The organism is Streptomyces sp. NPDC048461 (genome assembly GCF_055587105.1).
The window spans coordinates 1-11884 of the sequence record NZ_JBVJGW010000060.1 but is presented as its reverse complement, the minus strand read 5'-3'; the positions used below and the strand labels follow the sequence as shown (position 1 = coordinate 11884).

The 11884-nt window shown below is 73.5% G+C and carries 13 protein-coding genes and 1 pseudogene; 7 read left to right on the top strand and 7 right to left on the bottom strand.

All coding sequences use genetic code 11. The features are described from left to right. The 5 genes from ACZ6S8_RS39265 to ACZ6S8_RS39245 form a co-directional block, all read right to left on the bottom strand. The coding region (locus tag ACZ6S8_RS39265) for a Glu/Leu/Phe/Val dehydrogenase dimerization domain-containing protein (RefSeq protein WP_469463167.1) at positions 1–511 on the bottom strand (511 nt) is incomplete at its 3' end. A gap of 106 nt (positions 512–617) precedes the next feature. Beyond that, a complete protein-coding gene (locus tag ACZ6S8_RS39260) occupies positions 618–1067 on the bottom strand; it encodes a hypothetical protein (protein WP_469463165.1) in 450 nt (149 codons plus the stop codon). 184 nt (positions 1068–1251) lie between these two features. Next, positions 1252–2355, bottom strand: a complete 1104-nt coding sequence (locus tag ACZ6S8_RS39255; RefSeq protein ID WP_469463164.1) for a Rossmann-fold NAD(P)-binding domain-containing protein — start codon at positions 2353–2355, stop codon at positions 1252–1254. Continuing rightward, positions 2352–3488 (bottom strand): FAD-dependent oxidoreductase, encoded by a 1137-nt coding sequence (locus ACZ6S8_RS39250; protein WP_469463168.1) that lies wholly within the window; start codon positions 3486–3488, stop codon positions 2352–2354. The genes ACZ6S8_RS39255 and ACZ6S8_RS39250 overlap by 4 nt, the downstream gene beginning before the upstream one ends. Positions 3489–3719: 231 nt before the next feature. After that, positions 3720–4943 (bottom strand): saccharopine dehydrogenase family protein, encoded by a 1224-nt coding sequence (locus ACZ6S8_RS39245; RefSeq protein ID WP_469463162.1) that lies wholly within the window; start codon positions 4941–4943, stop codon positions 3720–3722. Between the two features lie 178 nt (positions 4944–5121). On the opposite strand from ACZ6S8_RS39245, the gene ACZ6S8_RS39240 reads away from it, so the two are divergent. Then, the gene (locus ACZ6S8_RS39240; RefSeq protein WP_469463160.1) at positions 5122–5859 is read left to right on the top strand and encodes a TetR/AcrR family transcriptional regulator; all 738 of its coding nucleotides are present in this window, start codon (positions 5122–5124) and stop codon (positions 5857–5859) included. A gap of 293 nt (positions 5860–6152) precedes the next feature. On the opposite strand, the gene ACZ6S8_RS39235 is transcribed toward ACZ6S8_RS39240, so the two are convergent. Both ACZ6S8_RS39235 and ACZ6S8_RS39230 read right to left on the bottom strand, forming a co-directional pair. Continuing rightward, positions 6153–6506 (bottom strand): VOC family protein, encoded by a 354-nt coding sequence (locus tag ACZ6S8_RS39235; protein WP_469463159.1) that lies wholly within the window; start codon positions 6504–6506, stop codon positions 6153–6155. Positions 6507–6626: 120 nt separating this feature from the next. Further along, a complete protein-coding gene (locus tag ACZ6S8_RS39230) occupies positions 6627–7316 on the bottom strand; it encodes a hypothetical protein (protein ID WP_469463158.1) in 690 nt (229 codons plus the stop codon). Positions 7317–7551: 235 nt separating this feature from the next. Between ACZ6S8_RS39230 and ACZ6S8_RS39225 the strand changes: the two genes are divergently transcribed. The 6 genes and pseudogenes from ACZ6S8_RS39225 to ACZ6S8_RS39200 all read left to right on the top strand — a co-directional run. Then, positions 7552–8157, top strand: coding sequence for a helix-turn-helix domain-containing protein (locus tag ACZ6S8_RS39225; RefSeq protein ID WP_469463156.1), 606 nt, complete (start codon positions 7552–7554; stop codon positions 8155–8157). Between the two features lie 149 nt (positions 8158–8306). Further along, positions 8307–9083, top strand: a complete 777-nt coding sequence (locus tag ACZ6S8_RS39220; protein WP_469463155.1) for a polysaccharide deacetylase family protein — start codon at positions 8307–8309, stop codon at positions 9081–9083. 173 nt (positions 9084–9256) lie between these two features. After that, the gene (locus tag ACZ6S8_RS39215; RefSeq protein WP_469463154.1) at positions 9257–10444 is read left to right on the top strand and encodes a hypothetical protein; all 1188 of its coding nucleotides are present in this window, start codon (positions 9257–9259) and stop codon (positions 10442–10444) included. A gap of 222 nt (positions 10445–10666) precedes the next feature. Continuing rightward, positions 10667–11353: a HemK2/MTQ2 family protein methyltransferase gene (locus tag ACZ6S8_RS39210; RefSeq protein ID WP_469463153.1), complete on the top strand. Its 687-nt coding sequence runs from the start codon at positions 10667–10669 to the stop codon at positions 11351–11353. After that, the gene (locus tag ACZ6S8_RS39205; protein ID WP_469463150.1) at positions 11337–11639 is read left to right on the top strand and encodes a CDGSH iron-sulfur domain-containing protein; all 303 of its coding nucleotides are present in this window, start codon (positions 11337–11339) and stop codon (positions 11637–11639) included. The genes ACZ6S8_RS39210 and ACZ6S8_RS39205 overlap by 17 nt, the downstream gene beginning before the upstream one ends. Continuing rightward, positions 11636–11884, top strand: a pseudogene (locus ACZ6S8_RS39200) (iron-containing redox enzyme family protein); the annotation flags it as partial. The gene ACZ6S8_RS39205 and the pseudogene ACZ6S8_RS39200, both read left to right, overlap by 4 nt.

Sequence of the window (11884 nt, the reverse complement as noted above, 5' to 3'; positions counted from 1 at the left end):
CGATGTCACCCGCCGGCACATCCGTGTGCTCCCCGATGTGCCGGTACAGCTCCGTCATGAACGACTGACAGAACCGCATCACCTCCGCATCCGACTTCCCGCGCGGATCGAAGTCACTGCCCCCCTTGCCCCCACCGATGCCCAACCCCGTCAGCGCATTCTTGAACACCTGCTCGAAACCGAGGAACTTCACCACACCGATGTCCACCGACGGATGAAAACGCAGACCCCCCTTGTACGGACCCAGCGCACTGTTGAACTCCACCCGGAAACCACGATTGACGTGAACCCGACCCCGGTCATCCGTCCACGGAACCCGGAAGACGATCTGACGCTCGGGTTCCAGGAGCCGTTCGAGGACCGCGGCCTCCGCGTACTCGGGGCGCGCGGCGAGCACGGGGGCGAGGGTGTCCAGCACCTCCCGTACGGCTTGGTGGAACTCGGGCTGCGCCGGATTGCGGCGCTCGATCTCGGCCCGGAGTACGTCCAGCCTGTCCTCAGCGACGGTCACGTGTGATCCTCTCCCATGCAGCCGGCGGGCGTGCGGGCCCGGGCGGGGGAGCCTACCGTGCGCCCCCGCATCCCATCAGGGCGGCTCCAGCCCGGCTCCAGCGCGGCTACGACGGGAGGGAGAGGGACCACCCGGCGACGTCGGCTAGGCGGCCGCGCCACAGCGCGTAGCGCATCGTCTGGTTGGCCGCGCCCGTGAGGAACGTGGCCTCCCGCAGGTGCACCCAGCGGGGCAGCAGACCCGGGGTACGGGATCCGAGTTCCTCGCGTACGGTCTCCCGGACGAGGCGGGGGACGGCGGCGAGCGCCTCCGACCCCGGACCGCCGTCGCGCAGGCTCTGCTCCCACTCCTCCTCGTACGCCCTGCGGCTGATCGCCTGGCCGTAGAGGAGGCCGCCGGGGATGTTCAGCGAGACCCCGAAGTGGGACTGGCCGGTCTCGTCGCCGTCCAGCATGCTGATCAGCATCTGCAGGTCGAGGTCCAGGATCGGCTCGACCACGTTCGCATGCGCGGTGTCGTCGCGCTGCTCCGGTCCCCCGGCTGTGGATTCGGACATCGAGGCATCCCTCCCGTAGGCGCGCTGACCGGGAACCCGGTGGCACCGTCGACAGCGCGAACCGTCCCCACGGTACCGGGGGCGCCGGCCGCACCGTCCGGCGCCCGGCCGGGGCGCGGGAAGGGGCGCCGGCCGCCCACAGCGCGCGGGGCGGCTGCGGGCCCCGTGTCCGCGCCGCCCGAGGTCAGCCGCCCGCGACCGCGAGACCCTCCCCGCCCGGCACGTGCTGCTCGGGGCGGCCGGGCGCGGCGAACCGCAGACCGCAGAACTCCCCCGGGTCCGGCGGCGGGTCCGGCCGGAGGGCCGTTGCCGGCGGGTGTCCCGGAGCCGCGTTCAGCAGGCGCGCCGCCGACTCCCCCACCGTCGACCTGACGAAGGCGTACACGTCGGCGGGATCCGCCGCGCGGAACGCCTCCGGCGCGTAGTGCTCGATCGAATCGGCGATGACCGCTCCGGCGTTGACGAGCGGCGTGGGGAGGTAGTCGATGCCCCGTTCCGCCAGGACACGGAGCGTGGCCTCCTCGTCGGCGAGGACGGCGTTCGCCGATCCGATCACGGCCGCGCAGCGCAGCCTCCCCGCGAGTGCGGTGTCGATGAGGTCGCTCACCGAGCACGGCAGGAAGACGTCCACCTCCGCGCCGGGCCAGTCGCGCACGGGGCGGCATCCGGGAACGTTCTCCGCGGCCGGGTCCCTGTCGTGGACCAGTACCGAGGCTCCCGCCGCGGCCAGTTCCGCGGCGAGGACCGCGCCGACCTTGCCGGCTCCGTGGACCAGCACCCGGAGTCCCGCGACCGGTCCGCGGGCCCAGGCCTCGACGGCGCCCAGCACCCCGAAGGCCGTCGCGGTCTGCGGCTCCACTGCGCTGCCGACGGCGTTGAGGACGTACGGCGTCATGCGGGACAGCCGTTCCATGTGGGAGGCCGTCACGCCCATGTCGGCGCCGGTGTACAGGGTGCCCGCGTACAGGTCGAGCACGGCCGCGATCCAGGCCAGCAGTTCGTCGTCGACCGCGTCGCCGCCGGTCAGCACCATCTTGGCGCCGGTGAACCCGGTGCGGTGGATCCGGTGTTTGAGGAGCATCTCCTCGGCGAGCCTGCGGCTGAGGCGGCGCGGACCCCCGTGGGGGAAGGCGCCCGCCACGACGCGCAGGCCGCCGTTCGCGGGCAGGGGCGGGCCGTGTGCGCCGGGTGCGAGCGCCACGTGGAGCGTGCGGCCCCCGGCGCCGCGGAACCTCTTCGTGTGTACGGCCGCCCCGTCGGGGTCCGGAGCGGCCGCCGGCCCGTTCACCGCAGCACCGCCGGTCCGTCGAGGCGGCGGGTACGGCCGTCGAGGGCGAGGTCCGCGCAGATCCTCCCGAAGGCCGGTACGAACTTGAACGCCCAGCCGCCGGCCTGCACCACCACGCGCTCACCGTCGGGTATCCGTCCCGCGAGGGACCCGATGAGGAACTGCCGGGACGGGTCGGCGGGCAGGGACGCCAGGCAGGTGCTCCGTCCGGTGATCTCGGGTACCAGGCCGGGCAGGTGGACGCGCACCCACGCGACGGTCCGCTCCAGGTCCGCGGCATTCGGCGGGTGCGGCGCCGCGGGGTCCGGCGCGGTGACCGGCACCTCGGTGTCCGGCGCGGCCCGCAGCAGGGCGTCCCCGGTCCAGGGGTTGCGGCCGAACCCGTAGAAGGAGCGGTTCGCGCCGGAGGCGTCGGGCGGGAGGAAGACGTACCAGGTCGGCAGGTCGAACGTTTCGGCCCGCGGGGTGAAGTAGCCGGAGCTCATGCGGAAGACGTGCAGGTCGACCGGGCAGCCCAGCCGGTCGAGGAGTTCGCCGGTGTAGGCGCCCGCGTTGACGATGACGGTGTCCGCGCGGTGCACCGCGGCGTCGGTGCGGACCGTCACGCCGGCGCCGTCCGGTTCCACCGCAAGCACCCGTTCGTTCTCGCGCACGCGTACGCCCGCCCGCGCGCCGAGGTACCGGAGCGCGCGGAGGGTCCCCTCGACGTCGATGACTCCGCCGTCGGCCTGGTGGAAGCCCTCGTGGTCGGCGGGCAGCCGGGCGAACCCGAACCGTGCCTCGATCTCGGGCGCGGAGAGCCAGTCGTAGCGCACGTCCAGCCGGTCCAGGACGGAGGCGGCGGCCCGCAGTTCGCCCTCGCTGGTCGCCACGCCGGTACGTCCGAACCACAGGCTCCCGGTCGGGTGGACCAGCCGGCGCCCGGCGAAGGACTCGACGGCCCGCCACAGCGGGAGCGTCTCCAGCGCGAGCCGCGACCACCGCTCCTCGCTGTACTGGATCCGCCACTGCCGTTCGAGACCCGCCGAGCTGCCCCGGCCGTGCCCGATGAAGAATCGTTCCAGCACCAGCACCGAACGGCCCCTGCGGGCCGCTTCCCAGGCCGAGGCGAGTCCCACGGCCCCACCGCCCACGACTATCACATCGGCGCTCTCCGTCGACGTTCCCAACCCCGCCCCCACGTGTCACGGGCAAGCCGCCCGAACCACCGGACGGACCCATTCATCCCCGTGCCCGGGCCCCGGGCAACGCCGCGGACCGGGGCGTGCGGAGGCATGCTCGCGCGGGGCCCGCACTCCCCGCACGCCTCGGCCCGCCCTGTGCTCCGGCGCGCCGGGGCCCCGTCCCGTCGTCCGGTCCTCCCGTCAGCTCTGGTCGCGCAGGGCCCACGGCGAGCCGTACGCGGTGAGCAGGTCGAGGAAGGGCCGGGGCGCGAAGGCCTCGGGACCCAGGACGCCCGAGTCGGACCAGACGCCGGTGGCGATCAGTTCGAGCGCCACCACCGGGTTGATCGCGGTCTGCCAGACCACGGCCTGGGAGCCGTACTCCTTCATGGACCACTGGTTGTCGACGACGTGGTAGAGGTACACCTCGCGCGGCACGCCGTCCTTGACGCCCCTGACCCAGGTTCCGGCGCAGGTCTTGCCGGTCATCCGGTCCCCCAGCGTCGCCGGGTCCGGCAGGCAGGCCGCGACCACGTCGCGGGGGGAGACCCGGACGGGTCCCGCCTCGCCGGGGACCGTCACCGGGGCCGTCGCGTCCAGGCCCAGGGCGTGCAGGGTCTTGAGCTTGCCGATGAAGTCGTCGCCGAGGCCGTACTTGAAGGTGACCCGGCGGGCGTCGACCCAGCGCGGGATCAGCAGCACTTCCTCGTGCTCGATGTTCACGCACTCGACCGGGCCGATTCCCTCGGGGAAGTCGAAGACCTCCGGTTCGCTGAAGGGCTCCGTCGTGAACCAGCCGCGGTCCGCTTCGTAGACCACCGGCGGGTTGAGGCACTCCTCGATGGTGGTCCAGATGTTGAAGGACGGGGCGAAGTCGTAGCCCTCGACGGTCAGGTTCGCCCCGTCGCGCACGCCGATCTCCTCGATCTCGTCGAAGAGCTCCTCGGCGGCGTAGCGGGCGAACACGTCCGACAGGCCGGGCTCCACCCCCATGCCGACGAGCGCGAGCCGGCCGGACCGCTCCCACTCCCCGGCCCGTTCGAACTGCTCGTCGCCGAGTTTGACCCCGCACTCGCCGTACGGCCTGCTGGGATGCGGGCGCGACAGGGACATCGCCATGTCCAGGTAGTGCGCGCCGGCGGCCAGGGCCGCCCGGAAGAGCGGCATCACGAACCGCGGGTCGGTGGCGTTCATCAGAACGTCGCACCGCCGCTCGGCGAGCAGCGCGGTCACGGCGGCCTCGTCCGACGCGTCGACGCGGCAGGCGCTGAACCGGCCGGACGGGTCGTCCAGCGCGGCGACGGCGGCCTCGGCCCGGGACAGGTCGTAGTCGGCGACGACGAACTGGTCGAAGAAGTCACGGCGGGCCGCGATCCGGGTGATCGCCGTCCCGACGCCTCCGGCGCCGACGAGCAGTACACGCATGACAGGAACCCTTCATCGGAATGAGTCGAATAACTTGAATGACTTGAATGAGTCGAATGAGAGGTGCGCTCCCCTGGAAGGTGATGAAACCCGGACCGTGAGATTAAGGTCAATGGTGTTGGCATAAGGCTCACGGGCGCGTGGCGCGCGGGCGACGCGGGACGGAGGCGGTACGGCCATGGCGAAGAAGGTGGTCCCCGAGGAGGCGCGGCGGCGGCGCCGTCCCACCCGGCAGGGCACGGTCCTGTCGGAGCGGCTGATCGTGGAGACGGCCCTGCGGATGCTGCGCGAACACGGCAGTGCCGGTCTGTCCGCGCGCCGGCTCGGCACGGCGCTGGGGGCGGATCCGAGCACCCTGTACCGGTACTTCTCGGGGATGGACGACCTCACGCTCGCCATCGGCGAGGAGCTGATCGGCCGGGCGCTCTCGGGGTGGTCGCCGACCGGGACGTGGCGCGGTGACCTGCGGGAGCTGGGGCTGCGCATCCACGGCGCGTACCTCGCCCACCCGCAGGCGGCGGTGCTGACCGCCAGCCGTGTGACGGGGCTGCCGCGGGAGATCGCGGCGGACGAGGCGATCCTCGGGGTGCTGCGGACGGCCGGGTTCGCCGACCCCGACGCGGTGCGGATCTTCCACGCCTTCGTCGACCAGAGCCTCGCGTTCGCGGCGCTGGATGCCGGCGCCCTGGCCCTGGCCGACGCCTCACGGGAGGCCGACGAGGCCATGTGGGAGTCGACGTACGCCCGGCTGCCGGAGGGGGCCTATCCGCACATCGCGGCGACGGCCGGGCTGCTGGCCGCGCGCATGACGGCCAGCGCCTATCCGACGGCGCTGGACATGCTCCTCGCGAGCGCGGCGGCGGAACTCGCGGACGCGACGGCGGCCGTGCGGCCCGTCACGGGCAGCGGAGCCTGACGGCCCCCGGCTCCACCCGGTCGTGGTGGTGCAGCGGGGCACCGTCCCCGAGTCGATGCCCTGCGGCGCGCAGCAGGCGCTCACTGCCGCCGTCCACTCCGACGACGTGCGCGGCGCGCCGGCCGAGCAGTCTGCGGCGTCGTGGCCGGCGCCGCATCCGACGTCCGGGACCCGCTTGCCCCGCACGTCCCCGGCGGGCGCCGGCATGGCCGGCCGGCCGCTCAGTGCGGGAGCAATCGGGCCGCGGCGGAGGCGACTTGACGGCGACGGTCACCCCCGCCGGGGCGCGGGCCCTACTGGCTCCGCGGGCCGAGGATGCAGAACTCGTTGCCTTCGGGGTCCTCCAGGACGACCCACGACTGCTCGCCCTGGCCGATGTCGGCGCGCCGGGCGCCGTGCGCCAGCAGGCGCGCCACCTCGGCGTCCCGGTCGTCGGGCCGGAAGTCGAGGTGCAGCCGGCTCTTGGCCTTCGTGTTCTCCTCGACCCGGACGAAGTCCAGTCCCGGCAGGCGATCCGGTTCCGGCCGGATCTCGAACTCGTCGTCGGAGGTGTAGACCACGACCCATCCGAGGGCGTCGGCCCACCACTGCCCCAGGGCCGCCGGATCCACCGAGTGGACGATTACCTGTTCCCATTCCAAGGTCATCCGGTGACCCTAAACCGGCCGGGGCTCCGGTGACCAGCCATTTCACCCTCCTCGCCGGTACGAAGAAGGCCGCGTTCCGCAGGGGTGCGGGACGCGGCCTTCGCCGGCAGCGTACGGGGTTCAGAACCTCGGGCGCCGGAAGTAGTCGCCTGCCTTGGCGAGGCCCGCGATGACCCAGACGCCGAGGCCGAGCGAGATCAGCGCCGTCACCAGGGAGAAGATGCCGGCTCCGACCATCGCGTGGCTGTCGGAGCTGAGCGAGGTGAGGTTGACGATCACGCTGAGGCCACCGAAGAAGGCCTGGAACGAGCCGTAGATGATGCCGGAGATGCGCACGCCCGACCGGCCCTTGCCCATCTTCACGGCCGTCAGGAACGGCCACAGGGCAAAGCCGATGCAGAGGATGCCCGCGATCACGAGCACGCCGCCGGCGACGGCCCCCAGGTCTTCCGCCGACGAGCTCGACGACCCCATGAGCGCGGACGCGAAGAGCGCACCGCCCAGGATGACGACCAGGCCCAGCAGCGCCTGCAGGCTGCCGAGGATGAAGAGGATGACACGGGCGGCCTTCGCGCCGCCGGGCATCTCCATGTGCGCCCCCGGGTATCCGGCCGGCCCGCCGGGGTAGCCCTGCTGGGGCGGATAGGCGTAGCCGCCGGGCGGGGTCTGGGGCGGATACCCGTAGCCGGGCGGGGTCTGGGGCGGATACCCGTAGCCGGGCGGGGTCTGGGGCGGATACCCGTAGCCGGGCTGGCCCTGCGGGGCCTGGGGCTGCTCGCCGTAGGGGTTGTTCGGGCTGCCGTAGCTCATCTCGGTTTTCCTCCGTGGAAGCGCGGGGACGCACGGCACGCACGCGGAGGAACGAGGTGTGTCTTGCGGTCCGCCCCCCGGCACTGCCCGCGGCACTCATCAGGCTGCATCGTCGTCTGACCGGTGAGGACTTGTCCAGTTCGGCCCCGGGCGGCCGGCAGCCGGCGCGCCGCCGGGCGGTTCCGCGGGTGCTCGGACCCGGCAAGGCCCGTTGCCGATATGGCAATCTGCTCGTATGGATGACGACATCGACCAAGCGCTCGACGCGGTCGGACCACGACTGCGCGCCCTGCGCCGACAGCGCGAGACGACGCTGGCCGACCTGTCGGTGACGACGGGCATCTCGGTGAGCACCCTGTCCCGGCTGGAGTCCGGTACCCGCCGGCCCAACCTCGAACTGCTGCTCCCCCTGGCCCGGGCGTACGGGGTCACCCTCGACGAACTCGTCGGCGCCCCGCCCACCGGCGATCCCCGCATCCACCTGCGCCCGGTCAGCCGCCACGGCATGACGATGGTGCCCCTGACCCGCCGGGCCGGCGGCATCCAGGCGTACAAGCTCGTGATCCCGGCCGGCAGCCGCCGCCGGGTGCCGGAGGCCAAGACCCACGAGGGCTACGAGTGGCTGTACGTCCTCAACGGGCGGCTGCGGCTCGTGCTCGGGGACAAGGACCTGGTGCTCGCACCGGGCGAAGCCGCCGAGTTCGACACCCGGGTGCCGCACTGGTTCGGCGCTTGCGACGCCGAACCGGTCGAGTTCCTCAGCCTGTTCGGCACCCAGGGCGAACGGGCCCACCTCCGCGCCCGCCCCCGCCCCGAGCCCTCGACCGAAGGCACCGGCTGACAGCCCGGACGCTCCGGCGCGCCCACCGGTCCGAGCGGCACCCGGCACGTGATCACCCGGGTGCCCGCAGCGGATGCCGGGAGCCGTCGGGGCTGCTCGCATGGTCCTGACGGCCGCGGACGCACCGCGGTACGGAGGGAGTGGCGAAGGTGCACCTGGGACGACGCGCCGCGATGGCGGCGGCACTGGCCGCGGGGCTGACCGCGGGGACGGCCCCCTGGTCCGGGGCCGCGGCGGCCCCCGGGCCGGCCGCGCGCCCCGCCGGTCCGCGGCCGCCGGCGTCCCTGATGGGCGGTGAGATCCGCCGGCTGCCCACGTCGCGGAGGGTACTGGCGCTGACCTTCAACGCAGCCTGGGACGAGAGCGGGATCGACACCGTGCTGGAGGAGCTGCGGCGCCGCCGCCTCCCCGCCACGTTCTTCCCCACCGGCCTGTTCGCCGCGGCCCACCCCGGGGCGGTGCGCGCGGTCGCCGCCGCGTCGCACGGTCTCGGCAACCACTCCCACAGCCACCCCTTCTTCGACGACCTCGACACGGAGGAGCGGGCGGCCGAAGTACGCCGCGCCGACGCGGCGATCCGGACCGCGTCGGGGGCCGAGCCGCTGCCGTTCTTCCGTTTCCCGTACAGCTCCACGACCGAGGACTCCGTCGCGGACGTCAACGACCTCGGTTATGCGGCGATCGAGTTCACCGCCGACACGAACGGCTACCTCGGCCCGAAGGGCGGCATGAGCGTCGACACGGTGGTGCAGCGGGCCGTCGACGCGTTCACCCCCGGGGCGATCCTGCAGATGCACGTCGGCAGCACCGGCGACGGCGTCGTTCTCGACGCCCGGGCACTGCCCCGGATCATCGACGCCGCCGAGGCCGAGGGTTACGAAGTCGTGGACCTGCGCGCGTTCCTCGTCCCGTCCGGGCGGCGGTGATTACCGTCCCGCACTCCCGGCGTGCGGGACCCGCCGCGCGGCCCGCCCGGACAACGACCGGTCCGCGGAAGGCGTACGGGCGCCCCGTCGCCCGCCCTGTCGGCGGCCTGTGAGAAGCTCCGCACCGTGTGGCCTGCTGAAAGGGCCGCACCGGTACGGAACGGGTGGGGAGCATGGGACAGAACGACGACGGCAGACCGGGCGTCTCCGACGAGGAGTGGGCGCGGTTCAGCGCGCAGGCGGGCGAGGGCGGCGGGGACGCCCCCGGGGAACCGTCCGCGCGGGCAAGGATGGTGACGGAGCGGCTGCGGCGCGAGGAGGCGGAGCGGGCGCAGGCCGGCCGGGGGCTCTTCCGGCGCGCGCCGAGGGCGGGCGCGGGTGATCCGCCCGGCTGGCGGACCGGGCCCGCATGGCAGGAGATGGAGGGCCGGGGCCGGGGAAAGCGGCGGCTGAAGGCGACCGCGGCCGTCGTGTTCATCGGCGCTCTCGCTCTGGTGGCGTTGCGGCCGGAGCTGCTGATCGACCGGATCACGGGGAAGGCCGAGGACCGGCAGGAGGCCGCCGCGGCTGCCCCGTTGGCCGCGGAGTCCGCCCGTCCGTCCGCGGCGCCGGCGGAGCTGTACCCGGACCAGCCGACGCTGACGCACCCGTTCCGGGGCTCGCCGGCGCTCCAGTGGGCCGACGGCGCCGCCGGGATCGAGGTGCCGGAGGCCGCGGCGACCGGCGGCATGACCAAGGAGCAGGTGGCGGACGCCCTGGCCAAGGCCAAGCAGTTCCTGGTCGCGGCCAACCTGGACCCGGCCACCCTGCGCGGGGAACGCCCCGCGGCGGCACTGGCCCTGATGGATCCGAAGGACAAGACGACCAAGGACCAGGTGGCGGCCGCCTTCGCGCAGCCCGGCCTCGACCAGAACCCGCTGGACCTGTTCAGCCGGTACGACCCGGCCGAGCTGAAGCTCGTGGGAGACGTCGTCAAGGTCCGCGGACGCATGTGGGTCGAGCCCGGCGAGGGGCCGGGGCAGGCCAACGTCCGGGTCGACTACTCCTTCGTCTACCCGTTCACGAAGGCGCAGAGCGGGTCCGAGCAGGTCGAGCGGACCATCGTGCGCCGGGAGGCGACCTTCTCGATCGCCGACCCGCGCAAGTGGACGGCGACCGCGGGCAAGCTCTGGCTCGTCGCCTACCAGCGGGACATAGCGAACAGCTCCTGCGACAAGCACGACGGGTTCCTGCACCCCGCCTTCACCGAGGACCCCGCGACCGGCACGACGCCCTCCGGGACACCGGTGGACCCGTACGACCGGAGCAAGACCATCGAGGATGCCTCCCAGGAGGGCTGCACGGCCGTCTCGCGATCCTGAGCGACCGTGGGGAGCCGGTCCCCGCCGCACCGGCGGGGACCGGCTCGCGCCGCTCCGGAGCACGTCGGGGCTCCCCGGACGACGGACTCACGACGAGCGGCGGGTAGTCGACCGGTTACGGATCACCTTCGGCGAGTGGACGGCCTCCGGGCGGGTAGCCGCCCTGTGCCGAGGCCCCCGGGAAACCACTCTTCCGGTGGCGCCCGAAACCGGAGGTGACCGATGTCCAGTACGGCCCTGACCAAGGGAACGACCTCACAGTCGATCATCTCGCTGCCCGGTGTGTACCGCCCGCAGGCCGACACCCGGCTCCTCGCCCAAGCCTTGGCCCGGGAAGAGCTCGGCCCCTCGACGGAGCTGCTGGAGATCGGCACCGGGACGGGCGCCCTCGCCTTGACCGCGGCCGCCCGGGGAGCTCGTGTCACGGCCGTCGACGTGTCCTGGCGGGCCGTGACCACCGCGCGTCTGAACGGGCTCCGCAGGAGGCTGCCCCTGCACGTGCTGCACGGTGATTTCGCCGACCGCACACGGGGCCGACGCTTCGACATGCTCCTGACGAACCCCCCGTACGTCCCCTCCCCCGAGCCCGCCGTGCCCTCGCACGGCCCGCAGCGGGCCTGGGACGCGGGCTCCGACGGGCGCCACGTCATCGACCGCATCTGCGCCGGCGCCCCCGCGCTGCTCCGTCCAGGAGGTGTCCTGCTGATGGTGCACTCCGGAATGTGCGGGGCCGAGGAAACCGTCGGCCGACTGGAGGACGGGGGGCTGACCGCGCAGGTGACGGTCCGCGCCACCGTGCCCTGGGGGCCGGTACTGCGTTCGCGCCGGGCCTGGCTCCAGAGCCGCGGCCTGGCGGACGAGGGCACCGAATGGGAGGAACTGGTGATCATCCGTGCCCAGCACCTCTGACCGCACCGCCGACGTCTCCGACGCCGCTTCCGGCGGCTCCGACGGCTCCGCGACCGGGTGTCGCGCGGCCCGCCGCGTTTCCGTGGACCCGTCCGGACCGGTCCTGGTCGAGGGCCCCGTCGAGATCCTGCTCGACGACGGGACCGTCGCCCGCTCGGACCGCTTCACGGTGGCCGTGTGCACCTGCCGCCGCAGCCGTACGTACCCCTGGTGCGACACCAGCCACCGCACCCGGGAGCGCGCCGCGCGTCCTGAGGGCGGCCGCGGGGACGGGGGCTCGCGATGACCCCCTCCGACTCGTCGACCAGCACCGTGCCCACCGCCGCGGCAACCGCCGGGCCCGGCCTCGTGCCCGGTCGCGGCGCGCTCTCGGACGCCGTGGTGGAATCCCTGCGTACGGGCCGGGCGCCCGCGTACGACGGGCCATCCGTACGGGAGGCGGATCCGTGGGGTGAGGATCTGCAGCTGGCCCTGTACCTGCTGTACGAGCTGCACTACCGGGGCTTCGAGGGCGTGGACGACGCGCGGGAG